General features: G+C 57.7%; 20 protein-coding genes and 3 tRNA genes. 12 read left to right on the top strand and 11 right to left on the bottom strand.

Annotated features, from left to right (window positions below; all coding sequences use genetic code 11):
- Position 1: 1 nt before the first annotated feature.
- The 4 genes from treS to glgX form a co-directional block, all read right to left on the bottom strand.
- The gene (treS, locus tag HMPREF9238_RS02415) at positions 2 to 1,786 is read right to left on the bottom strand and encodes a maltose alpha-D-glucosyltransferase (protein WP_016443847.1); all 1,785 of its coding nucleotides are present in this window, start codon (positions 1,784 to 1,786) and stop codon (positions 2 to 4) included.
- A gap of 60 nt (positions 1,787 to 1,846) precedes the next feature.
- Complete coding sequence (locus tag HMPREF9238_RS02410; protein WP_040316635.1) at positions 1,847 to 3,904, bottom strand: alpha-1,4-glucan--maltose-1-phosphate maltosyltransferase; 2,058 nt, start codon at positions 3,902 to 3,904, stop codon at positions 1,847 to 1,849.
- Positions 3,905 to 3,980: 76 nt separating this feature from the next.
- Positions 3,981 to 5,096: a tryptophan--tRNA ligase gene (trpS, locus tag HMPREF9238_RS02405; protein WP_040316451.1), complete on the bottom strand. Its 1,116-nt coding sequence runs from the start codon at positions 5,094 to 5,096 to the stop codon at positions 3,981 to 3,983.
- Between the two features lie 9 nt (positions 5,097 to 5,105).
- On the bottom strand, positions 5,106 to 7,385 hold the full coding sequence (glgX, locus tag HMPREF9238_RS02400; RefSeq protein WP_016443844.1) for a glycogen debranching protein GlgX: 2,280 nt from the start codon (positions 7,383 to 7,385) through the stop codon (positions 5,106 to 5,108).
- A gap of 183 nt (positions 7,386 to 7,568) precedes the next feature.
- On the opposite strand from glgX, the gene HMPREF9238_RS02395 reads away from it, so the two are divergent.
- The 6 genes from HMPREF9238_RS02395 to HMPREF9238_RS02370 all read left to right on the top strand — a co-directional run bounded on the left by HMPREF9238_RS02395 (position 7,569) and on the right by HMPREF9238_RS02370 (position 11,926).
- Entirely contained in the window at positions 7,569 to 8,357 is a 789-nt protein-coding gene (locus HMPREF9238_RS02395) for an electron transfer flavoprotein subunit beta/FixA family protein (RefSeq protein ID WP_040316450.1), read from the top strand.
- Positions 8,357 to 9,349 (top strand): electron transfer flavoprotein subunit alpha/FixB family protein, encoded by a 993-nt coding sequence (locus tag HMPREF9238_RS02390; RefSeq protein ID WP_016443842.1) that lies wholly within the window; start codon positions 8,357 to 8,359, stop codon positions 9,347 to 9,349. The genes HMPREF9238_RS02395 and HMPREF9238_RS02390 overlap by 1 nt, the downstream gene beginning before the upstream one ends.
- Positions 9,350 to 9,355: 6 nt before the next feature.
- Positions 9,356 to 10,501 carry a tRNA 2-thiouridine(34) synthase MnmA gene (gene mnmA, locus HMPREF9238_RS02385; protein WP_016443841.1) on the top strand — a complete coding sequence of 382 codons (1,146 nt, stop codon included), beginning with the start codon at positions 9,356 to 9,358 and terminating at the stop codon, positions 10,499 to 10,501.
- A gap of 125 nt (positions 10,502 to 10,626) precedes the next feature.
- Positions 10,627 to 10,709: transfer RNA gene (locus HMPREF9238_RS02380), tRNA-Leu, on the top strand.
- Positions 10,710 to 10,823: 114 nt separating this feature from the next.
- The gene (locus tag HMPREF9238_RS02375; protein WP_016443840.1) at positions 10,824 to 11,396 is read left to right on the top strand and encodes a flavin reductase family protein; all 573 of its coding nucleotides are present in this window, start codon (positions 10,824 to 10,826) and stop codon (positions 11,394 to 11,396) included.
- 56 nt (positions 11,397 to 11,452) lie between these two features.
- Positions 11,453 to 11,926 carry a peroxiredoxin gene (locus HMPREF9238_RS02370; RefSeq protein WP_040316449.1) on the top strand — a complete coding sequence of 158 codons (474 nt, stop codon included), beginning with the start codon at positions 11,453 to 11,455 and terminating at the stop codon, positions 11,924 to 11,926.
- Between the two features lie 64 nt (positions 11,927 to 11,990).
- Here the strand turns inward: HMPREF9238_RS02370 and HMPREF9238_RS02365 are convergent, their stop codons facing one another.
- Positions 11,991 to 12,494 carry a hypothetical protein gene (locus tag HMPREF9238_RS02365; protein ID WP_016443838.1) on the bottom strand — a complete coding sequence of 168 codons (504 nt, stop codon included), beginning with the start codon at positions 12,492 to 12,494 and terminating at the stop codon, positions 11,991 to 11,993.
- A gap of 46 nt (positions 12,495 to 12,540) precedes the next feature.
- Positions 12,541 to 12,613, bottom strand: a tRNA-Lys gene (locus tag HMPREF9238_RS02360).
- Positions 12,614 to 12,921: 308 nt separating this feature from the next.
- Here HMPREF9238_RS02360 and HMPREF9238_RS02355 point away from each other — a divergent pair.
- Positions 12,922 to 13,863 (top strand): DMT family transporter, encoded by a 942-nt coding sequence (locus HMPREF9238_RS02355; RefSeq protein WP_156824368.1) that lies wholly within the window; start codon positions 12,922 to 12,924, stop codon positions 13,861 to 13,863.
- 106 nt (positions 13,864 to 13,969) lie between these two features.
- On the opposite strand, the gene HMPREF9238_RS02350 is transcribed toward HMPREF9238_RS02355, so the two are convergent.
- Positions 13,970 to 14,045: transfer RNA gene (locus HMPREF9238_RS02350), tRNA-Lys, on the bottom strand.
- Between the two features lie 143 nt (positions 14,046 to 14,188).
- Here HMPREF9238_RS02350 and HMPREF9238_RS02345 point away from each other — a divergent pair.
- Positions 14,189 to 14,788: a vitamin K epoxide reductase family protein gene (locus tag HMPREF9238_RS02345; RefSeq protein WP_016443836.1), complete on the top strand. Its 600-nt coding sequence runs from the start codon at positions 14,189 to 14,191 to the stop codon at positions 14,786 to 14,788.
- The gene (locus HMPREF9238_RS02340) at positions 14,785 to 15,471 is read left to right on the top strand and encodes a metal-dependent transcriptional regulator (protein WP_016443835.1); all 687 of its coding nucleotides are present in this window, start codon (positions 14,785 to 14,787) and stop codon (positions 15,469 to 15,471) included. The genes HMPREF9238_RS02345 and HMPREF9238_RS02340 overlap by 4 nt, the downstream gene beginning before the upstream one ends.
- Positions 15,472 to 15,538: 67 nt before the next feature.
- Here HMPREF9238_RS02340 and HMPREF9238_RS02335 read toward each other — a convergent pair whose 3' ends face one another.
- Positions 15,539 to 15,982, bottom strand: coding sequence for an HIT family protein (locus tag HMPREF9238_RS02335; RefSeq protein WP_016443834.1), 444 nt, complete (start codon positions 15,980 to 15,982; stop codon positions 15,539 to 15,541).
- 114 nt (positions 15,983 to 16,096) lie between these two features.
- Here HMPREF9238_RS02335 and HMPREF9238_RS02330 point away from each other — a divergent pair, with 114 nt between their 5' ends.
- Both HMPREF9238_RS02330 and HMPREF9238_RS02325 read left to right on the top strand, forming a co-directional pair.
- A complete protein-coding gene (locus tag HMPREF9238_RS02330; RefSeq protein WP_016443833.1) occupies positions 16,097 to 18,988 on the top strand; it encodes a leucine--tRNA ligase in 2,892 nt (963 codons plus the stop codon).
- Positions 18,989 to 19,055: 67 nt separating this feature from the next.
- The gene (locus HMPREF9238_RS02325; RefSeq protein ID WP_016443832.1) at positions 19,056 to 20,066 is read left to right on the top strand and encodes an aldose 1-epimerase; all 1,011 of its coding nucleotides are present in this window, start codon (positions 19,056 to 19,058) and stop codon (positions 20,064 to 20,066) included.
- On the opposite strand, the gene HMPREF9238_RS02320 is transcribed toward HMPREF9238_RS02325, so the two are convergent.
- Positions 20,026 to 21,369, bottom strand: coding sequence for an alpha-amylase family glycosyl hydrolase (locus HMPREF9238_RS02320; protein WP_016443831.1), 1,344 nt, complete (start codon positions 21,367 to 21,369; stop codon positions 20,026 to 20,028). The two genes, HMPREF9238_RS02325 and HMPREF9238_RS02320, sit on opposite strands and share 41 nt — an antisense overlap.
- Before the next feature lie 64 nt (positions 21,370 to 21,433).
- On the opposite strand from HMPREF9238_RS02320, the gene HMPREF9238_RS02315 reads away from it, so the two are divergent.
- Positions 21,434 to 22,240 carry an Fpg/Nei family DNA glycosylase gene (locus tag HMPREF9238_RS02315; RefSeq protein ID WP_040316448.1) on the top strand — a complete coding sequence of 269 codons (807 nt, stop codon included), beginning with the start codon at positions 21,434 to 21,436 and terminating at the stop codon, positions 22,238 to 22,240.
- 27 nt (positions 22,241 to 22,267) lie between these two features.
- Here HMPREF9238_RS02315 and HMPREF9238_RS02310 read toward each other — a convergent pair whose 3' ends face one another.
- Together HMPREF9238_RS02310 and cysE are read right to left on the bottom strand one after the other, a co-directional pair.
- Positions 22,268 to 22,759, bottom strand: coding sequence for a GNAT family N-acetyltransferase (locus HMPREF9238_RS02310; RefSeq protein ID WP_016443829.1), 492 nt, complete (start codon positions 22,757 to 22,759; stop codon positions 22,268 to 22,270).
- A gap of 116 nt (positions 22,760 to 22,875) precedes the next feature.
- Complete coding sequence (gene cysE / locus HMPREF9238_RS02305; RefSeq protein WP_016443828.1) at positions 22,876 to 23,457, bottom strand: serine O-acetyltransferase; 582 nt, start codon at positions 23,455 to 23,457, stop codon at positions 22,876 to 22,878.
- Positions 23,458 to 23,459: the final 2 nt, after the last annotated feature.

Below are 23,459 nucleotides of genomic sequence, written 5' to 3'. Positions count from 1 at the left end.
GTTACTCCTCTTCGTCTTCTTCATTTAGGAATGTGGCTTCGAGCCAGTAAAAACCGTGACGTCCAAGCGTGATGTCAATGGTTTCATCTTCACGCACGTCGGGGAATCGGTTTCCGGAGGCTGTGTCGTATAGGCGCCATCCGCCCATGCCAGGTAGTTGGATGGTGGCCGAGCGCGAAGTGGTGGAAAGGTTGTTTACGCACAGCACGGTTTGGCGTTCGTCGCGACGCAGGTATGCGAGGACCGCGTCATCTGACGTGGATAGTAGCGTGAGGGATCCAATGCCGAACACGGGGTAGCGTTTGCGCACTTCCAGCATGCCGCGTAGCCAGTTGAGCATTGAGGTGGGGCGGGAGCGGTGCTCCGACACATTGATGGCGGCCGGTGCGTACGGGCCGTCTTCGATGAGGGGCAGGTAGAACGTATTTGGGTTGCCCTTAGAGAAGCCAGCACCGGGAGTGGAATCCCACTGCATGGGCGTGCGCACGCCGTCGCGATCTTTGAGCCAGATGTTGTCTCCCATTCCGATCTCGTCACCGTAGTAGAGGAACGGGGAGCCGGGGAATGAAAGGAGCATGGCGTGGGCCAGTTCAACTTCGCGCCTGGAGCCGCGCAGTAGCGGGGCGAGGCGGCGACGGATACCCACGTTGGCGCGCATGCGTGGTTCGGGTGCGTACCAGCCGTACATGGCTTGGCGCTCTTCGTCGGTAACCATTTCGAGGGTGAGCTCGTCATGGTTGCGCAAGAACGTTCCCCACTGGCCGCCCTTGGGTAGGGGCGGGGTTGCGGCGAAGGCTTCGCGCACTCCCTTGGAGGTTTCTTCGCGTAGTGCAGCGAATATCTTGGGCATGATTGGAAAGTGGAAACACACGTGGCATTCGGGCCTTGAATCGGATCCGAAGTATGCAACTACCTCGTGCGGGGGTTGGTTGGCTTCCGCAATGAGAACAGTGCCGGGGTATTCCTCGTCAACCATGTCGCGTAGCTCGGCAATGAAATCGTGGGTGCGCGGCAGGTTCTCGCAGTTGGTGCCGTCTTCTTCGTACAGGTAGGGGATGGCGTCTAGGCGGAAGCCATCCACACCCGTGTCTGCCCAAAACCGGATTGTGTTCTTGATGGCTTCGCGCACGGCCGGGTTTTCGAAGTTCAGGTCGGGCTGGTGGCTGAAGAAGCGGTGCCAAAAGTATTGCCCGCGAACTTCGTCGTAAGTCCAGTTGGAGTCTTCAGTGTCGATGAAGATGATGCGCGCGTCAAGGTATTCAGCGGGGCGGTCACGCCATACGTAGAAGTCTGCGTACGGGCCGGCTGGGTCGTGCCGGGAGGCTTGGAACCAGGGATGGGCGCAGGACGTGTGGTTCATGACCATGTCGATCACCACGCGGATATGGCGCTTATGAGCCTCTTCCATAAGCGTGCGGAAGTCATCCATCGTGCCGTAGCGAGGATCGACGTTGGTGTAATCCGAGATATCGTATCCGCCGTCGCCCATGGGGGAGGGGTAGAACGGGGGAATCCAGATAGCGTCGATGCCCAGCCATGCCAAGTAATCTAGTTTCTCCGTCAGGCCTTTAAAGTCGCCCGTACCGTCGTTGTTGGCGTCAAAGAACGAGTGGGTGAGCACTTCGTAGAACACGGCGGTGCGATACCAGTGCGGATCCTCAGCGGGGGTGGGTAGCGTGGCGACAACTCGTTCTTCGGGAACTTCGCGCGTAGTGGCGTCGTCGCCATCCCGAGGAATCAGAGGGATAGCGCCGGTGGGCGCGTTGTCTCGCGGAGATAGGGTCATGGCTATCCTTTTGGCTATTTTTATACGTTGGGGGCGCGAAAAACCGCGCCCCCGAGGTGTTTAGTTGTTGGAGGGACGCACGGCCAGCACATGCGCGGTACGAATTGAGGGTTCGAGTCGAACGTAGTTGTGTTCACCCCACTGGTATTCAACACCATCGAGTTCGTCTACCACGTTCAATACGGGGCCGTTGGGCCCGTAGTTGATAGTGGCCCCAAGTTTTGACAGGTCAATGTCTACGGATCCTTCAACGGTGTTGTGTGGATCGAGGTTTACAACGACAATGACGGTGTCTTCCTCACCGCTGGGGCTGAACTTTGCGGGTACGTGCTTAGAGAAGCAGACCAGCCGGTCATCCGATGTCTCATGCACTTGAATGCGGTGCAACTGCTGGAGGGCAGGGTGACGTTTGCGGGCGCTGTTCAGCAGGGTAAGTAGGTTTTCGAGGCCGTACTTGTTTGCATCTTCCCAGTCGCGGGGGCGGTACTCGTACTTCTCATTGTCGATCTGCTCTTCAAAGCCGGGACGCTGCACGTTTTCCACAAACTCATATCCGGAGTAGATGCCCCACGATGGTGAGGCCGTGGCAGCAAGAACTGCGCGCAGGGCAAAGATCGCGGCTCCTCCGGTAGTCATCTGCGGGGTGAGAATGTCATGCGTGGTGGGCCAGAAGTTCGGGCGCATCACGTGAGCGGTGTCCTTGGAGACCTCTTCGAAGTATTCGAGGAGCTCCTGCTTAGTGGTTCGCCACGTGAAGTATGTGTAGGACTGGTGGTAGCCGATAGCGCCAAGCGTACGCATCATGGCGGGCCTCGTGAACGCCTCGGCAAGGAAGATAACTTCGGGATGCTTCTCGTTAAATTCGGCGAGGAAGCGTTGCCAGAAGCTCAGCGGCTTGGTGTGCGGGTTGTCCACGCGGAACAGGGTCACCCCGTGGTCGATCCACTTTTGCACAACGTCGCGAACCGCCCGGTAGATGCCTTCTGGATCGTTGTCGAAGTTCAGTGGGTAAATGTCCTGGTACTTCTTAGGCGGGTTCTCCGCGTAGGCGATGGAGCCGTCTGCGCGTTCACTGAACCACTCGGGGTGTTCCGTAACCCACGGGTGGTCGGGCGAGCATTGCAGGGCGAGGTCAAGAGCTACCTCCATGCCGTGCTCGCGGGCCTTGGCAACAAAATTATCGAAGTCTTCAAACGTGCCCAGGTCGGGGTGGATGGCGTCGTGCCCGCCTTCTGATGCGCCGATACCGTAGGGCGAACCCGGATCCATCGGGCCGGCTTCGAGGGTGTTGTTGCGTCCCTTGCGGAAGGTGGTGCCGATCGGGTGGATGGGAGTTAGATAGATGACGCTAAAGCCCATGTTCGCAATGCGGGGGAGCTGTTCGGCTGCCCCGGCCAGCGTGCCGGACACCCAGTCGCCCTTTTCATTGCGGTGGGCGCCGTAGGAGCGCGGGAAGATCTCGTACCAGGAGGAGAACAGCGCTGCCTTGCGGTCTACCTTCAGCGGATAGGTGCGGGTTCGCGTCCACAGTTCCCGTAGGGGAAAGTGGCGAAATACGTTACGCACGGCGGAAGAAAGACCTGCGGACAGGCGGGTTTGCGCAGAAGCGCTATCATCGCGTAGTAGCTTTGCTGCTTCGAGGAGTACCGCCTGGCCGGCCTTGTCCGGTCCCTTTTGCTTGCGGCTGCCCTTGGGGCGGGGGCGCCCTTCGGCGGCGCGTTCCATTAGGCGGGCGCCCTCTTCAAGCATGAGTTCAACGTCCGTGTCGGCTGCGATCTTGATAGCGGCGTCGTGCGCCCAGGTGGTGTAGGGATCAGACCAGGTGTCGATGCGGAACTTCCACTCGCCGGGACGGTCGGGCATGAGCCATGCTTCGTAGCGGTCGAGGCCCGGAGCAATGTCATGCATGTAGGCACGCATGTGCTCATCGCCTTTGGGGTCGATCAAAATGGCCTCAACACCGAGCGCCTCATGTCCTTCACGGAATACGGTTGCGCGCACGGGGAATGACTCGCCTTCCGTCGCCTTTGCGGGCCAAAGTCCCTGTTCTATTACGGGGAACACCTCGGTTGCAGGAATACGCGTGATCCGTGCTCGAGGGGGAACTGGATTCTTCATTGTCGAAGTGGTGTTCTTCGCTTTGACTGCTGGCATCGGTCCGGCTCCTTAGACTCGTCGAAGGCTGGGAAAAGTTTTAGTAGTACTTCATATTCATAGCGGTTAAAACGTCGCTGAGGGTCTCGTTTGCAACTTCATTTGCGCGTTCGTTGCCTTTGCGCAGGACCTCAAGCAGGTAGTCCTCGTTTTCAACTAGTTCAGCGCGACGCGCCCTAATGGGGGCGAGCATGGTGTTGAGGTCTTCGGTTACGCGGGCTTTGAGGGCGCCGCCACCACCGTCTCCGATCTGCTCGGCAATCGCTTCGGGGCTTTCCCCACATGCCATGGATGCCATGAGCAGAAGGTTGGAAACTTCGGGGCGCTTGACCGGGTCGTAGGTAATGACGCGGTCAGCGTCAGTTTTTGCCCGCTTGAGGCGCTTCGCTGTTTCGTCGGCACTCATTCGTAGCTCAATGGTGTTGCCACGAGACTTGGACATTTTCTCGCCGTCAAGGCCAAGAACGTGCGAAGCGTTGGACAGTAGCGCTTCGGGGCGCCTGAAGACGGGCTTGTCTTTATCTGCCCTGCCGTAGCGGCGATCAAAGCGGTTGGCAATCACGCGCGCCTGCTCGAGGTGGGGCAATTGGTCTTGCCCCACCGGAACGATGTTTGCCCGGCAGAAAAGAATATCTGCGGCCTGGTGGACGGGGTAGGTGAGGAGAAGACCGGACATGGCGCGCCCATCGGTGGCGTCAAGTTCAGCTTTGACGGTAGGGTTGCGGTGCAGTTCAGACTCGGTCACCAAAGACAGGAACGGGAGCATCAGCTGGTTCAACGCTGGTACAGCGGAGTGCGTGAAGATTGTTGCACTCTCCGGATTCATTCCGGCCGCAATGTAGTCGGTGAGTAGCGACAGTACGCGTTCGCGCAACGGGCCCACCCCGTCGCGGTCGGTAATCACCTGGTAGTCAGCAATTAGCTGCCAAGTTTCGATACCGCGTTGCTGCTGCTCGACACGGTTCTTAATCGTTCCGAAGTAGTGCCCCAGGTGCAGGTGTCCGGTTGGACGGTCACCTGTCAACATGCGGAACCGGCTAGGATCCTTGTCGATCTCTTTTTCAAGTTCGGCAGAACGCTCCACAGCGCGGGCCAAAGACGCGGAATCTGTACTCTTACTTAAGGTTTCTTCAGCTTTGTTGCTCACGCGCCTCATCCTATCGCACTACTCGGATAGATAAATCTGGAGGGATTGTGGCTCGATGTGTGCTGCGGAACCGGGCTTCACAACGTCGCATCCACTGTGGTCAGTAGCGCTTATAACCCCGCCCTCGTCCGGATTAGTCCAGGATGAATCAAACACGAGACGGTAGTTACGTCCGCGCCCCTGGGCAAGCTTGACCGTCTTTGAGTTCAGTGTCGCATTGAAAATGACGAGCATATCACTGTCGTTGTAGGGAGCGCCCGAACGCAACATCTGGAGGGTGCGGTGCTTAACCTTGTGCCAATCTTCGCACTTAAACTTACGATCGTCAGCCGTGTGCCAAGATAGGTCAGCGATTTCATCCCCGCACCTCACGTCACCGGAGGCAAACGAGTCAGGTCGCATAACCGGGTGATTGCTGCGTAGGGCGATCAAGTAGCGTATTGATTCGAGCAGGTCATGCTGCCACGAGTCCATGTCCCAGTTCACCCAGGAAATGCCGTTGTCTTGGCAGTACGCGTTGTTATTGCCATGCTGCGTGCGCCCAATCTCGTCACCGGCTGTGATCATCGGCGTGCCGGCAGAAATGAGGAGCGTGGCCATGAGGTTACGCATGGAGCGCTCGCGGGCGTAGAACACAGAGTCGAGCAGGCCCAGTGGGGTGTCTTGCTCCGTGTCGGAGGGACGCGGCATGCGGTTCATATGACCTTCAACCCCGTGGTTCCACGAGAGGTTTTGGGACGTGCCGTCCATGTTGCCTTCGCCGTTTTCGAAGTTATTCTTGTGGTTGTAGGCGGTGAGATCAGCCAGGGTGAAGCCGTCGTGAGCGGTGATGAAGTTAACCGAGGAGCGCACGGGACGCAACCGGCCCAGCGTTGCGCCGAAGAGGTCAGCGGAGCCGGAGATACGCGTTGCAAGCTCGTTGGGGCCTTGGCTTTGGCGGCCAGCCTCAAGGTGGGCAAAGTCAGCCAGCCAGAACGAGCGGATCGTGTCGCGGTAGCGGTCATTCCATTCGGACCAGGGCAGGGGGAAGTTACCAGTTTGCCAGCCTCCCGGGCCGATGTCCCACGGCTCGGCAATGATTTTTTGTTTGTTGAGGACGGGGTCGGAGGCAAGAGCCATGAAGAACGGGTGATCCGAGGCAAAACCGTGCGTGTGCCGGCCGAGAGTGGGGGCAAGGTCAAAGCGAAACCCGTCAACGCCTACTTCTTCGGACCAGTATCGCAGCGAGTCGAGGGTGTGTTGGATGACGAGGGATTCGTCAAAGTTCACTGTATTGCCACAGCCCGTGTCGTCAATCATCTGCACCGGGCGTTCGTTGGTGTGTCGGTAGTACAGGTCTTGCCCAAAACCGCGCCAAGATATCATTTGGCCGGGCAGGCCGCCCTCGCACGTGTGGTTGTAGACCACGTCCAAGAGCACTTCGATGCCATGTTCGTGCAGAATCGAGACCATGCCACGCACTTCGTCCAGTACGGCCTGGGCGCCGAGCTGGCGGGCTTGCTTTGTGGCGTAGCGAGGTTCGGGGGAGAAGTAGGACAGGGTGGAGTAGCCCCAGTAGTTAGTTAAACCTCTGCCTTGGAGGAAGGGTTCGTGCCAGGAGGCGTGGATGGGAAGCAACTCCACTGCGGTGACCCCGAGTGCTTTCAGGTGTGCGATTGCGGCGGGGTGGGCTAGGCCAGCGTAGGTGCCGCGTAGCTCAGCGGGGACGGCTTGCATGAGTTTGGTAAAGCCTTTGACGTGGAGCTCGTAGATGACAGATTCGTTCCACGGGGTACGCGGTTTGGCAGATACCGCGAATTCGTTGGTTTGGACAACGATGGAGCGAGCCATGTATGAGGCGGAGTCGGTTTTCGATTGTTTGTACGGGGCAGTAGACGGCAACAAGTCGTCGTCTACTTCGTGTGCATGGATGGCGGGGCTGAGCACCACCTCGCCCTCAATTCCTTTGCCGTAGGGGTCTAGCAAAAGCTTGTTTGGGTTGAACGTGGAGCCGCCTTCTGGGTCCCACTTGCCATCAACGCGATATCCGTAAATGGTGCCTACGCCGGCGCCGGGTAGATGGGCGGACCAGATGCCACCTTCGTGGGGCGTCATTTTGTAGCGGGTTTCTTTGCTTTGACGGGAGGCGTTAGCAAAAATGCACAGTTCAACGTTTTTCGCATCGGGCGCGGCTACTGCGAAGTCCACGCCGCCTGACACGGGTGTGGCTCCGAGAATAGTGGGGTGCTGCGTGGAGGGTGCGAGGTCGCCCCTGCAACCACAATTTTCTCGGGCTGCGTGCGTTTTGTGCTGTGGCATTGTGATTCCACGTCTCCTTGTTAGTGGCACATGACTTGGGTGTCACTGATTTCGTATATCCGCACAGATGATACCCGCTCGGGCGCAAGCCCGCTCTTTTGGAGTGTTTGCAGGCCCTTAACGTTGCTCACAAGTGCATTTTGGATACGGCAACGTAGGGAAAATTGTGGCACTGTATTGGGTATGAGGATTTTGGTCAGTATTAAGCATGTCCCTGATGTCATGTCTGAGCGCCGGATCGAGAATGGGCGTTTGGTTCGTGGCGAGGATGACACTCTAAATGAGCTTGATGAGAATGCGATTGAGGCGGCCGTAGCAGCTGTTGAGGAGTTTGGCGGCGAGGTCATTGCTGTAACGATGGGCCCGCAGGACGCTGAGGATTCGGCGATGCTTGCTTTGCAAAAGGGCGCGGATCGCGCGATTGTTGTGACGGATGATCGTTTGGCTGGTTCAGATGTGATCGGTACCGCGCAGGTGCTTTCGGCAGTGGCGCGCAAGCTCGCGCAAGAGGAGCCGATCGACCTCTTCATTACGGGTATGGCCAGTTTGGACGGTATGACGTCGATGGTTCCGGCGGCTGTGGCTGCTGGGTTGGGATGGCCTTATATTTCGCTGGCGTCGGAGCTTTCGATTACTGAGGACGCGGTGCAGGCCTTGCGCCACGCGGATGGATTTACGGACACGTTGCGCTGTGCTTTCCCGGCCGTGGTTTCGGTGACAGACCAGGTGAATGAGCCTCGGTTCCCGAATTTCAAGGACATGCGCGCAGCGCGCAAGAAGCCGTTAGACGTGTGGTCGCTTGACGATCTTTTGGACGTTGCTGATCCGAACGAGATGGTAATCGGAAAGCAGGGTGCGGGCACGATGGTGCTGGAGGCTAGTGAGCAGTCCGAGCGCGCCGGCGGTGAAGTTGTTTCTGGTGTTGGCGGCGGCGTAAAGCTGGCTGAGTACATTGAGAAGGTGTTGAAGTAGTGGAGAAGATTTCAGCTCCGATCTTGGTGATCACGGATCACACGGGGAATGTTGATGATGGTTTTGTGCTGACGGAGCCATCCAAGCAGTTGCTCACGCTAGCGGGTTCGCTCACTACCGGTCGGATTGACGCTATTGCACTCAATCCGGCTCCGCAGGTATCCGAGCTTGCCAAATACGGCGTGTCGCGAGTGTTTACCCCTGATTTAGAAGGGTTGTCACCGCGGGTCGCGGCTGTTGTGGCGGATGCGGCATTCGAGGTGGCTCGCCAGGAGGCGCAGTACGCTGCGGTGCTTAACGTTTCGAATTATCGCGGCCGGGAAGTGGCTGCGGGTCTCGCGGTTCGCTTGGGTTCAGGCGCGGTTGTAGACGTGACGTCTTGCGTTGTTGCCGATGGTCAGTTTGAGGCGCAAAAGAGCGTTCTTGCGGGCACGTGGTCCACGAAGTTTAAAGTTACGCGTGGAACCCCCGTAATCGGTTTGCGTCCCTCTGCGGTGGAGGCCAAGGAAGTAGGTGAGCCTACCGAGCCTGAAATTGTTCCCATAAAGGTCAGCTACTCTCAACCCGCTGTTGGCGTTGAGGTTATTGAATCGATTGAGGAGGGCGGCCAGGGCCGCGTGTCTTTGACGGAAGCGCCGGTTGTAGTGTGCGGCGGGCGCGGCACCGATGGTAATTTTTCGCTGGTGGATGAGCTCGCTAACGCACTTGGTGGCGCCGTGGGTTCGACGCGCGTGGCGGCCGATGAGGGGTGGATTGATCGATCCACTCAGATCGGTCAAACGGGTGTGAGTGTGGCACCGAACTTGTACATCGGTCTGGGCGTGTCAGGAGCGGTACACCACGCGTGTGGAATTCAGGCCTCGCGCCACATTGTGGCAGTTTGTGATGATCCGGACGCACCGATTTTTGAGATCGTAGATTTTGGTGTTGTGGGCGATATTAATGAGGTTGTTCCCGAGGCGCTTGCCGCGCTGAGGCAGAAGGGTCTGTAGGCGCGGATGAAGGTTATTGCAGCACTTTCTGGCGGGGTTGATTCAGCTGTTGCTGCCGCGCGCGCGGTGGAGGCGGGATACGACGTCACCGGCGTACACATGGCATTGAAAACCGAGGGCGTTAGCTGTGCGGGTTCGCGCGGATGCGCAAACCCGCAAGATCGCGCGGATGCAGCAAGGACATGCGAGTTGCTGGGCATCCCGTTCGAGGTTTGGGATCTGGCTGACGAGTTCGAAGAGAACGTGATTTCAGATTTCGTGGAGCAGTATCGCATTGGCCGCACTCCTAATCCGTGCGTGCGCTGTAATGAGTTCGTGAAGTTCCGCGAGCTGACGGTGCGTGCCCATCACAGGGGTTTTGACGCGGTTGTGACGGGCCATTATGCGCGCGCAGAAAAACACGGTGATCACTACGAGCTGCTACGTGCGCGGGACGTGTCAAAGGATCAGTCTTACGTTCTTGCAGTGATGGGGGAAGAAGAGATATCGCGCGTTATTTTCCCGTTAGGGGATATGCCGTCGAAGGCGGCAGTGAGGGCGGAAGCAGACCAGTGTGGCCTCGAGGTGTCCAACAAGCCCGACTCGTTCGATATCTGTTTCATTCCCGACGGCGATACGCAGGGCTTTTTGCGCCGTCGCCTGGGTGAATCTGCGGGCGAGATCGTGGATACGGACGGCAATGTGCTGGGCGAGCACCGTGGCTACTTTGAGTACACGGTGGGACAGCGTAAGGGGCTTGGTATTGACCGACCGGCTGTGGATGGGCGACCTCGCTACGTTTTGCGAACGCGCCCGGATGCGAATCAGGTTGTGGTGGGCCCCTCTGAGTTGCTTAGCGTTGACGTTGTAATCACTACCGATTTGACGTGGGATGCTAGCGACGATGAGGGTGATGTGCGTACAACGGTAGCTCAGCCCCTCGGCACCGATGATGACGAGTGTCTGTATGCGCAAATGCGCGCCCATGGCCGTCCCACCCCAATCAAGCAGTTGGAGCGTTTTGAGGGAGGCCTGCGGGTGGCGCTGGCGGAGTCGGTGCGTGGCATAGCACCGGGGCAGACCCTGGTACTTTACCGGGGTAATCGCGTGTTAGCGCAGTCGATTATTGAGGGTACACAGCGGTTGGATAGGGCCGCTCCTGCCGCAAGTTAAGGCCTGCCTCGCCCGGGAAATAGCGTGCTTTCAGGGATGTAGCGGCAAGAGCGCGATGCGGGGCGGAGATCACGCCTTCTTGATTTGACGAGGTTAGCCTCGCGCCTGGTATGCTTTTTCCTGTTGCCCGAGTGGCGGAATTGGTAGACGCGCCAGATTTAGGTTCTGGTGTCCTAGCGACGTGGGGGTTCAAGTCCCTTCTCGGGCACGTTTTGGCCTCGGCTTTGAGTCGAGGCTTTTCGCTTCCCTGACAACGTATAACCGGGTAGCCGGCCAACCATGTAGCCTGTGTGGGTAGTTGCTTTTGGGGACGGGGGTTTTCATGGAGCGCGTTATTTTCAAGCCGGAAGATGAGACGTCTTTAGATACCTACAAGCTCACTATGAGCCTGATCGTGCCGCGTCCCATCGCGTGGGTGGCGACGTTTAACGAGGACGGTTCGGTAAACCTCGCCCCGTATGCCCTGTTTTCTGTGGTTTGTACGGATCCAATGATGCTCCAGTTCACTTCGCGCGCTCCGAAGGATTCCTATCGCAACGCTAAGCGAGAGGGGGCCTTTACCGTACATATTGCTGGTGTGGATCAGCAGCCGCAGGTTGCCGTGACGTCCAAGGAGTTTCCCGCTGGGGTGTCCGAGGCAGACGCGGTGGGCATGACGTGGAAGAAGGCTCCGAACGTGAATGCGCCAATGCTGGACGACGCGCGCGTTGCGATTGAGTGCGAGGTGCACTCATTTGTGGAAGTGGAAACGGCGATCCTCACTGTCGGCAAGGTGAAGGCGATCCATACGGATAGCCAAATTATGGCCGAGGACGGCTTAGTTGATTTCGCGAAGTTAAACCCGCTGTCTAAGCTGGGCCGGGCCCAGTGGGGCCGTACTGAAGATTTCGTATAGCGACCGGTTCTTGCTTTCAACGCGCCGGTGGCGCCGGCTTTGGGCACAATGGAAGCATGACACGTTTTGAGGTGGGCCAGGTGGCCCCAGATTTTGAACTTGATTCCACGGCAGGCAAGATCAGCCTGTACGACCAGTTAGAGAAGTCAGCGAAGGGCGTGGTCGTTTACTTTTATCCGCGCGCTTCCACGCCGGGTTGCACCACGCAAGCGTGCGATTTTCGCGATAGTCTGGCTTCTTTGAAGTCTTGCGGCTATACGGTGATTGGTGTAAGCCCAGATAGAATACCGGCGTTGGAGAAGTTCCGCGACAACCAGGGCCTGAACTTCCCGCTCGCTTCGGATCCTGATAAGAGTGTCATGGAGCCGTGGGGTGCTTTTGGAGAGAAGAAGAACTACGGCAAGCTTGTGCGCGGCGTTATTCGTTCCACGGTGGTGATTGGCAAGGATAAGAAGGTTACGCACGCGATGTATAACGTGCGAGCAAAGGGTCACGTGGCTCGCCTGCGCAGCGAACTTGGTTGTGAGTAGCGGCGTAAAGGTTGCCCGTTGCAGTGATTTATTGTTGTCGAGGCTGTGGCTGGCCCGGGTCTGTTTAGCGATGCTTGCGGGCCAGCTGCTCGGCAACCCGCACGGCGTTGTTCACATCGCGGCCCTGCTGTAGCCAGGTGGCGGGCGAGAGGCCCTCTAGGTCGGGGTGTGCAGAAATGAACCAGCGGCCAATCTCAACCGTGCTGATGATCCCGTCGAGGCGCCCGAGAACCTCGGGCAGGCCGTTCACGATTTGAAAGTTAGAAGTGATTTGCCAAGTGGGGTACATCCACGAGCCATTTCCTTCGCGGACGCCAAAAATGCGGCATTCTTTGACTGCTTTGTTTACCGCTTGGCGGGAGATTCCCATCCAGTCCACGAGGTCTGCGGTGGAGCATACTGGCCCGACTACATCGGTGATAGATTTGCAAGCGCCGGTAAGAGATTTTACGAGGCGAGTGACCTGTTGAATGACGTCGTCGCTAATGTGGGTTTTCTTTCGCGAGGCCAGCTGTGTGCGAACGGCATGAATGAGGCGTTCTTCATCAGATGTTAAACGGCGCACCATCGTTGCTCTCAATGAAAGATGTGGATGTTAATGGGTATATGTAAAGTGCGCCGTGAGGGAATCGAACCCCCAACCCGCTGGTTAAGAGCCAGCTGCTCTGCCAATTGAGCTAACGGCGCATGTTGTCAAGAACGCTCTTGAATGCAACTTGAAAATAATAACACTGCCAAAGTTGAAAACACAAACCTGCAAAGTGCGATCTTAGGAACACTTTTCAACGAGAAACCATGCAAAATAGTTCAAAATATGGGCTCGAAAGATTCATAGAATAAGACGAAGCGGTTAGGTTTGGTGGCTTTGAAGGGGTTATTTTATGCCCGTTAAGTTGGATATAATCACTTAGTCGTTAGTGTTTTCTGCGATGAGTTGAAGGGAAGCTGTGTTGAGGCAGGGTGAAAACAGGTTAGAAACAGCAACTACAACTTTTATGGGACTTAACTGGGATTCCGGTGAAAAGTTCTGGTGGCGAGGATTCGATTCGGAAAAGATTGCCACTGTTCTTGCTGTCTTGGCCTTTGTTTTTATTACTGCCGTGTGGGGCTCTACGTTCTTCCTGATAAAGGATCTTGTGAGCGCTGTTCCGCCGCTGGATTTTCTTGGAACGCGTTTCGTTATTGCCGCAGTTGTGGTATTGGCGGTGCGATATCGTGCCTTAAAAAAGGTCTCGAAGGATCTGTGGGGCAAGGGGATGTTGCTCGGAGCGATATTTATGCTGGGCCAGTTGTTCCAAGCGGTTGGCCTGCAGTACACGGACGCCTCGGTGTCTGGATTTATTACCGGCATGTATGTGGTTCTTACTCCCATCGTTTTGATGCTGATGTTTGGGGTTCAGATTTCTCGGGCAACCTGGGTGTGCATTGCGATCGCCACGGGTGGTTTGATGGTGCTCACTCTGGATGGTTTAGCGGTTGGCTTTGGCGAGCTTCTGACGTTGCTCGGCGCTCTCATGTTTACGCTCCATATCGTGGTGTTAGGGCACTGGACCAGTAAGGAAAACGCGCTAGATCTTACGGTGATACAGCTGGTTAGTATGGGCGGCCTCGGGTTCCTATTTGCTTTGCCTGGCGGTGTTACTTTGCCTTCTACTGCGGGTCAGTGGGCCTCACTGCTTTATATGGCGTTTGTGGCAAGCTTGCTTGCGTTGTTCTTGCAAACCTGGGCGCAGGCACATATAAATCCGGCTTCAACGGCGATCATCTTTACGTTGGAACCGTTGTTCGCCGCAATCTTCGCGGTGGCATTTGGTGGCGAGAGTGTAACCTTTAGGTTGGTCTTCGGTGGGACCTTGATCGTGGCGGCCATGGTTGGAGCTGAACTTTTGCCTGTGCGTATTCAGCGCAGACGCGAGGCCGCGCTGGTAGCGGCATAGCTCAGGTTTTAAGACGCACACGCCGGCTCTTGTGTAAGGGCCAACAAGGCTTGCGTCGTATGTGGCTACGTGGGCAATAAAAAACCCGACCAGAGTCGGGGAAATTTGGTGCGCCGTGAGGGAATCGAACCCCCAACCCGCTGGTTAAGAGCCAGCTGCTCTGCCAATTGAGCTAACGGCGCCTGCAGGTAAAAACCTTACGCGTTTCTTGGCAAGACTGCAAAATCGTCCAATGCGGTTTTAGACACACCTGTAGTTTGGTACAAAAGAGGCGGGGGGAAGCACTCGGTCTCGTAGTATTTGATGGTCGATGTAAGGAACACACGTGGATAAAGCGGTTGCAAAAGATTCCATTCCGGTTGGCTTTATAAATACTGTTGTGGTCGTTTTGGGCGCGGCCATGGGGTTGCTGGCCTCTCTTGGGCTACTTGAAACAGAACTTAACCATTTGCGAAACCCCGATAGCGCGCTGGGGTGTGACCTGAATTCGCTGATCAGTTGCGGCAGTTCCCTCATGTCGGCGCAGGCCCACCTGCTTACCATTCCCAACTCCGCTCTCGGAATCGCGGCTTTTGGCGCGCTTGCCACAGTTGGTGTGTTGATGTTGCTTGGCACTCGCCTGAGCAAACCAGCGGCAGTGTTGCTGGGATTAGGATCGGTCGGAGGCCTTACATTTGTGGGCTTCTTCCTGTACCAGTCCGCCACAAGCTTTTTTGCGCTGTGCCCGTACTGCATGGTGGTGTGGTCGGCAACAATCGTCGTGAGCGCGATCCTCATTCCTGCTGCCATGACCGCATTTGAGGGCACGCGCGCGACGGGTAAAACCATGCTGCGCTACTCGTGGGCAACCATCGTATGCTTGCACCTAGTGGTGTTTATCGTCGTGCTGTTTACAATGACCGAACAGATCGGAGGCCTCCTGTGACCGGCAAACGTGAGCTGTCAACCGTTAGGGAAGACTACCTGCGAGCCGTTTACTCGGTGCAGGAGTGGGGCGATCAGGGCGTTAGCGTAACCGAACTCGCAACGATTATGGAGGTCGTGCCTTCCACCGCCTCAGAAAACGTGCGCAAACTGAGGGACGCAGGCCTGCTGGATCACCAGCCGTATCAGAAGGTGCGGCTAACGGAGGCGGGCCGTAAAGAGGCCATTGAGATGGTGCGCCGCCACCGCATTTTAGAAACATTCTTGCACCGCTCTCTCGGCTACTCCTGGGACGAGTTGCATTTTGAGGCACACGAGCTTGAACACGCGGTTTCTGACCGGTTTATAGACAAGCTTGATGAGGCTCTGGGCTTCCCTCGTTTTGATCCGCACGGGGATCCGATTCCAGGTAAGGACGGCTCTGTACACAGGTGTTCGTGCTTCACTTTGCCCGGAGCGCCGCTGGATGAGGATTTACAGATTGTGCGTATTCGCGACGGGGAGCCTGAAGTGTTGCGCTACTTTGAACAGCGCGACATCCTGCCCGGAGCAAAACTGCGCGTAGTGGAACGGGCCGACGTTGCCGGCCAGGTGACTGTTGAACTGAACGGCACTCGGATAGACATCTCCACGGCGCTGGCCGCGCGCATCAAAGTGACGCCAGAACATGCTGAGTCAGCCTAAGCAGTTTGAAACAGTTCGGCCGGTCGGAAATATCCTGACCGGCCGAACTGTTTGGATTGGGTAAGGCTTAGGCAAGTTCTGCGCTGTCGATGCGCGGGGGAACATTGCTTCCATACCCGAGGGCGCGAAGAGCATCGCGCAGAGCTTCGGTGCTCTCGGTCAGTTCCTCTTCCGCTGCCTGCTTCGCGTTTGCCGGGTTCATGTCGGCTTCGCTTCGCAGGGGAACTACATGCAGGTGCGTGTGGGGAACTTCAAACCCCAGGATGGACAGGCCGGCCCGCTCCACGCCAAACGCTTTCTTCTGTGCTTCCCCGATCCGCTTGGCCACGGTGAACAGGTGCGCAGCAACCTCGTCGGAGAGAGAAGTCCACTCACTGATCGCCTCACGCGGAACCACGAGGGCATGGCCGGGGCGAACAGGGGAGACGTCAGCAAAAACCACGCAAGTTTCGTCTGCGTAGATGAACTTGCCGGGAATGTCACCGGAAATAATTTTTTCAAAAATGGTCATGTCTCCATTGTGGTACAAGACTGCTCATTTTTCGCCCCACCCGATTCTAAAGAACCCCCATTAGTGGGGTAGTGTAAATGTCGGATTGACATATGAAACGAGGTCAAATTGAGCATGGAAACCGCAGGGGATAATCCTTACCGCTACGACGCGGCGCTCGCGGGCAAAATTGAGGCCCGCTGGCAGCAATACTGGCAGGAAAATCAGACGTTCGCGGCTGATAACCCGGAAGGCGATCTTGAAGGTCCGCTAGCCAAGAAGGAAAAGTTCTATCTGCTAGACATGTTCCCGTACCCCTCAGGTGCAGGTCTGCATGTGGGCCACCCCCTCGGTTACATCGCAACGGACACGGTTGCGCGCTACAAGCGCATGCAGGATAAGAACGTGCTGTACACGCTCGGCTTCGACTCGTTTGGCTTGCCGGCAGAGCAGTACGCCGTGCAAACGGGCCAGCACCCGCGCATCACTACCGAGAACAATATCGCGAACATGCGCCGCCAGCTCGCCCGCATTGGCCTTTCTCATGACAAACGTCGCTCGATTTCAACAACCGATGACGAGTTTGTGCGCTGGACACAATGGATCTTCTTGCAGATTTACAACTCGTGGTACGACCCGCAGGCTAAACGTCGCGACGGCAAGCTCGGCTCCGCCCGCCCCATTAGCGAGCTCGTTGCAGAGTTCGAGTCCGGCAAACGCGAAACGCCGCACCAGCCGTGGGCGCAGATGAGCGAAGCGGAGCGTAGTGACCTTTTGGATGAGTACCGCTTGGCGTACGTGGCGTACTCCCCGGTGAACTGGTGCCCGGGCCTGGGAACTGTTTTGGCAGATGAAGAGGTAACGGCAGACGGGCGTTCCGAGCGCGGCAACTACCCGGTTTTCAAGTCGCGTCTGCGCCAGTGGATGATGCGCATTACCGCTTATGCTGACCGCTTGGCAGAAGACTTGGACACGGTTGATTGGCCGCACAAGGTGGTAGCGCAGCAGCGTAACTGGATTGGGCGTTCCACGGGCGCAACCGTACATTTTGAGGTCGCGGATGGTCAGGTAACTGAATCTACCGAGCTGACGGTGTTCACCACCCGCCCCGATACGTTGTTTGGTGCAACTTTCATGGTGGTTGCTCCCGAGCACGAGCTGGTGGGAGGCGAAGACGCGCCGGCCCAAGAGCTCACGGTTCCCGGTCAGTGGCCGGCAGGCACGCGCGAAGAGTGGACAGGTGGCTATGCCTCCCCGCGCGAGGCCGTGGCGGCGTATCGTTCGTGGGCGAAGTCCCGCACCGATGATGAACGCCTCGCGGAGGGCACCGAAAAGACGGGCGTATTCACCGGTATTTTTGGCACCAACCCGGTTAACGGAAACAAAATTCCGGTGTTCATCGCGGACTACGTCCTAATGGGCTACGGCACGGGCGCGATTATGGCTGTGCCGGCCCACGACGACCGCGACTTCGCGTTCGCGCAGCGCTTCAACATTGACGTGGTGACCACTATCCAGCCGGATGAGGATTTTGATGGTGAGGGTGCATGGACTGGTGACGGTCTGATTGTGAACTCCCACAACGACGAGATCTCCCTCAACGGCCTTAACAAGGCTGACGCGATCGCCCGGATCACGAAGTGGCTAGAAGAAAAGGGTGTCGGCCATTCGACGGTTACGTACCGCCTGCGTGACTGGTTGTTCTCCCGTCAGCGCTACTGGGGTGAACCCTTCCCGGTTGTGTACGACGAGGAGGGGCGCGTGCATGCTCTTCCAGAGTCGATGCTGCCGGTGCAGCTACCGGAGCTGGATAACTTCCAGCCCCGCACGTTCGATCCCGACGATGCCGATACCACGCCGGAGGCCGCGCTTTCGCGTGCCACGGAGTGGATTGAGGTGGAGCTGGATCTGGGCGACGGGGTGAAGAAGTACCACCGCGATACGAACACGATGCCGAACTGGGCGGGTTCGTCTTGGTACGAGCTTCGTTACACGGATCCCAATAACACGCAGTACGCTTCGTCTGAAGCTAATGAGGCCTACTGGATGGGCCCGAAGGGCAAGGGCGAGTCGGGAGGCGCAGACCTCTACATTGGTGGCGTGGAGCACGCGGTGCTGCACCTGCTGTACGCTCGTTTTTGGCACAAGGTGCTGTTCGATCTGGGCCACGTATCTTCATCTGAACCTTTCCACAAGCTGTTTAACCAGGGTTACATCCAGGCTTACGCTTTCAAGGATGTGCGCGGGGAGTATGTGCCGGCCGATGAGGTTGAAGGTGATGAGGAAACTGGCTGGACTTACCAGGGCCGTGAGGTGTTCCGCGAATACGGCAAGATGGGTAAGTCGCTAAAGAACATCGTGACGCCAGACGACATGTGTGAAGAGTACGGTGCGGACACATTCCGCATGTATGAGATGTCGATGGGACCTCTCGAGGTGTCGCGCCCGTGGGATACGCGCGCAGTGGTGGGCTCCTACCGCTTCTTGCAGCGCCTGTGGCGCAACGTGATTGACGAAGAAACCGGCGCGGTGACCGTGACGGATGAGCCAGCCGACCTCGAAACGAAGAAGCTGGTTGCCCGCACCATCGCGGACGTGACTGAAGAGTATGACAACATGCGGATGAACACGGCGGCCGCGCGCATGATCGTCCTCAATAATCATTTGACGGGTATTGATCGCGTGCCGCGCGAAGCCATTGAGCCGCTGGTGCTGATGGTCGCGCCGCTCGCCCCGCACATCGCGGAGGAGCTGTGGGAAAAGCTCGGCCATGAGGGCACGCTTACGCGTGAGCCGTTCCCGGTTGTGGAGGATGAATCCCTGCTTGAAGAAGAGAAGGTGACCTGCGTTGTCCAGATTGCGGGCAAGGTCAAGGCGCGCCTTGAGGTGCCGCCGTCGATCAGCGCCGAAGAACTAGAGAAGCTGGCTTTGCAAACTGATGCCGCAGTTAAGGCCTTGGACGGGCGTGACCCGCTGAAGGTGATTGTGCGGGCTCCGAAGCTCGTCAGCATCGTCCTTCCGAAGTAAAGATCCGCGCCCCGGTGCCATGTTGCTCGGGGCGCGATATCTTATAAGCGACCAGTAAGGGGGAGGAGTGAATAACATCGAGTTTGTTGAAATCCAGGCCGGGGAATCCACCGCAACGTTTTGTACGCGCGGGGGAGTTATCACCTCGTGGGTAGTGCCCGCCGGGAGGCAGAGCTTCGATGTAATTGACGGCTATCAAAGCACCGAAGAGGCTGCGGAGGCAAACGGCGCGCGGGCGGCACTCTTAGCCCCGTGGTCTAACCGAATTGAAGACTCGAAGTATTCTTGGCAGGGCATAAACTTCGACCTCGGCCCCGATAAAGAGGGCGTTCGCGAGGGCTTGCACGGCCTGTTCTTGGATCGCATTTTCGAGGTGAGCGGCACGGGGCCGGGCTGGATCACGATGTCGGCGGAGATTGGGGAGGACGAGCTTGCCATCTCGTATGCAGATGGCGTTGCCTACCCTTGCCCGCTGAGCCTGCAGGTGCGGTATGAGATCGCGCATACGCTTGGTAGCTGGCAGTTGAACATGCGGCTTGCGGCAACGAACCGAGGGACGATTCCCGCTCCGATTGGGCTTGGCTGGCACCCTTACCTGCGCTATGACGGCCCGCTTGAGGGTGCCTCCATCACCATGCCGGCGCGCAGCCAGATTTTGACAGATGACGTCCTCATCCCCCTAGAGGGAGCCGAGGCTTTCGCTCTGGCGCCAACATTCGACCCGAACTCGGGCCTGCTGCGCTTAGATGATCTGCGTGGCATGGACACAGCGTTCACCGACCTCACCGTCAGTACGGGCGGTGAAGCCACGTCCACCGCCACCCTGCATCACGCCAGCGGGGCAACTACGCAACTGCGAGCGGCAATCGCGGGTTCAGGAGCGCGTGGCTACGGCCTCTTCCACGTATTTACTGGCGAGCCGCTGAAGCACCGCCCGTGTGAGGCCGTTGCTCTGGAGTTCTGTCAGTTCATGACCAACGCATACAACCGGCCCGAGTTTACTGAAGAGCTACTCGTTGAGCCGAACAAATCTGCAGTCATGAACCTAAGTCTGATCCACACTCCCCATCAAAAATAACGTAGGCGTTCGGGCGTAGCGCATTGTTGTCAAACTGACCGGCAATGGGCTCGCCGCACCCTTGCAAAACTTCACTGCCGCGAGGTAGGGGCGCGTCAGAAATGTTCAGCACAACTGTTATCGCCTGGTCGCCGTTGTAACTGACAAAACGCATCACCTCATTTTCCAGGTGTACGGCCTTGGTTTTTGCGTGCCACAGCCAGGGCCGCTGGCGCCGCATGGCACATAGGGAGGCATACCAGTGGAAGAAGTGCTGCGCGCGTGGGTCTTGCATGGCCTGCTCGGGTGAGCTTGGTAGGGGCTGGCGGATCGCATCATCGCCGCCCAGGCGTTCCTCTTTGCGGCCGGTGAAGCCCATCTCGTCACCGTAATAGATAGAGGGAACTCCTCCTACACTGAACAAGATGGCAGCGGCAATCCCAACCTGCTCCTGGTTGTTAAGCTGGGTGGCAATGCGCGTCACGTCATGGTTTCCGATGAAAGTTTGCGGAACGAACGTGTCTAACAGGTCATTGTGGCGCCCTAGAGTCCAGTCAAGCTCGTAGAAGTTTGCGTCGTTTAACGCAGACCAGGTTGCTTTCCACAGTTCGTATTCGGTGAGCGAATCCCAACCCGATTGGCTGACCATGTCCGCGTACTCGCCGTGAATAACCTCAGCCACGATCCATGCCTCCTGGTGACGGCTTCGCACCTTTGGCAAGATGTCGCTCCAAACGCTCGGAGACATTGCGTAAGCAGCGTCCAGTCTCCACCCGTCGGCTCCTAAGTCCAGCCAGTGGTTCATCACGTTCGTAATTTCTTCGCGCACGCGCGGGTTGGCGTGATTTAGCGTGGCGAGGCCGGTGTGCCCCTCAAAGCAGTGGTACGCAGGCAGTTCGCCCTCTTTCCACTCGTCCCAGTTGGGCACAAGCATTTGCGCGTCTTCGGACGGGCCATTGCGCAGTCCCTCCACCAGCCGGTGGCGCGAACCAACGTGGTTGAACACTCCATCCAGCACGATTTTCACGCCGCGCGCATGGGCGGCCTCAACAAGTGATTTGAAGTCCTCGAGCGTGCCCAGGCGCGGGTCAATGCGGTAGTAGTCGATCGTGTCGTATCCGTGCGAGTAAGAGTGGAAGATTGGGCCCAAAGACAGTACGTTAGCGCCAATGCGAACTGCGTGATCCAGCCAAGGTTCGAGGTCGCGGAGCGTACGGGGAGGGCAGTAATCTTCGCCTTCAACCTCCGGGTTTGTCGCCGGTGTGCCCAGGGCGCCGAGGGGGAATACTTGCCACAAGATTGCGCTAGAACTGAAACTGCTCATGTTTTAATCATCTCATTTCGCGCTCCCGTTTGAGCCCGGCCGGTGGCCTTGATATCAATGTGTCATGCCTGAAGGACACGTTTTGCATCGCCTTGCCCAACAGTTTTCCCGCGATTTCGCGGGCCAACACGTGTTGGTGGAATCCCCGCAAGGACGGTTCGAGGCCGGCGCGAACCTGGTCAATGGGAGCAAACTGGTTGGGGCGCGAGCCCACGGCAAGCACCTGTTTTTAGAGTTTGCGGGCGAGCGTTTCATCCACATCCACTTAGGGCTTTATGGCAAGTGGCGTTTTCACGAGGTGGACGGGCATCTGCCTGCTCCGATCGGACAGGTGCGGTTGCGCGTAGCGTGTGCGGGTGAGGTTGCGGATCTGGCTGGCCCTAACCGGTGTGCGCTGGTATCTGCAGGTGAAGTGGAAGAAGTGATCGCCCGCCTGGGACCGGATCCGTTGGATCCCACGCCAAATGCGCGTAGCCAGTTCATCGCTAACGTGCGTGCCCGTAAACGCGATATCGGAGAGCTGGTGATGGATCAGTCGGTGATCGCGGGGCCGGGTAATATATATCGTGCAGAATCGCTGTTTCGCGTGGGCATCTCCCCGTTTCGCAAGGGCACCAGCACTTCGGTAAAGCGAATCGGCCAGCTGTGGGATGACCTCGTTTTTCTCATGGAAGATGGCGTGCAGACGGGAATAATCACCACGGTTGATCCCCAGGACGCGCCCAAACCGCCTCTGGAAGCGGATCCGGAGGCTTCGCGTTTTTACGTCTACCACCGCACGGGCAGGCCGTGCCTCCGCTGCGGGGCGCCCGTGCAGGAAAAGCGTGTGGCTAGCAGGCGCCTATTTTGGTGCGCCTCCTGCCAGCGGTAGACATGCAGCCTCGCACGTGCGCGGTGTTTAGGCCTCTTGGAACCCCAGGTAGTCATAGAGCCGGGCAGCGCCCGCAGCCTCGCGCATATCGAGCTGCAAACACATGTCTTCATAGCCGGCAGCACCTACGCGCTCGGCGGCTTCACCGATAAGGGCGGTGGCAATGCCTCGCCCGCGATAATCGGGGTGGACCATCAGGTCAAGAATGTAGGGGCTCTTATCGTCATCGTCCCACGGCGTTCCGATGGTCACGAAGATCGCGCCAATGAGGTCTCCATCGGCCCACGCGCCGATGAAGGAATTGTCGAGGGGAGTGCCGAACTCGCCGCCAAAGCACATGCGCATCTGGTCGATGGACTCATACAGGTTTTCAGCGGTCTCCGGCAGGTCATATGCAACCACGTTGAGGGCTGCGAGGGCCGGAATGTCGTAGCGGGTAATGGTCGCTAGCTCAATTCCGGCCGGGCGTGCAAAGTCGGTTAACGACTTCAGTCTGGCATTAAGTGTGAGCTGTGACATATTTATACTTTAGTTCGGTTGTCGTGATTTTTGGGTTTAAACCACGCGGGCAACACAAACGCGCATCCAAAAAGCAGTGGATGCGCGTTTGGTCTAAGGCCTAAAGGTATAGCCGCTTAGATGTATAGTGTGGGATCCACAATCAGGTCGGCTTCGCGAGACTGGTCACAAATTGGCTGGTTGTGAGCGGGGATACCAACCGCTACGTGCTCGGTTGGAACCTCGCGGACCACTACCGCATTTGCGCCGATCTTGCTGTGGTCGCCTATCTTGATGGGCCCAAGCACTTTCGCGCCCGCCCCGATCATTACGTTAGAGCCCACGGTTGGGTGGCGCTTGCCTTTCACCATGGCCACACCGCCCAGGGTTACGCCGTGGAAGATCACCACGTCCTCACCCACGCTCGTGGTTTCACCAATCACCACCCCAGTGCCGTGGTCAATGAACACGCGTCGGCCAACGCGGGCGCCGGGGTGAATGTCAATACCTGTGAAGGACCTGGTGATAGATGACAGTACGCGAGCGGGAAGGCGCGCGCCCGACCGCCACATTTTGTGTGCCACTCGGTGTGACCACATGGCGTGAACACCGGGGTAGGCCAATGCTACCTCGAGGTTAGACCTAGCAGCGGGGTCACGTTGCCGCGCGGTTTCCAGATCTTCGCGCAAGAGGGTGGGCAAGGACGCTTTCTTTGACATGG

Source organism: Gleimia europaea ACS-120-V-Col10b, from assembly GCF_000411155.1.
GTDB classification, from domain to species: Bacteria; Actinomycetota; Actinomycetes; order Actinomycetales; family Actinomycetaceae; genus Gleimia; species Gleimia europaea_B.
The sequence above is the reverse complement of the archived record's forward strand: the minus strand, read 5'-3'. Positions and strand labels throughout refer to the sequence as shown.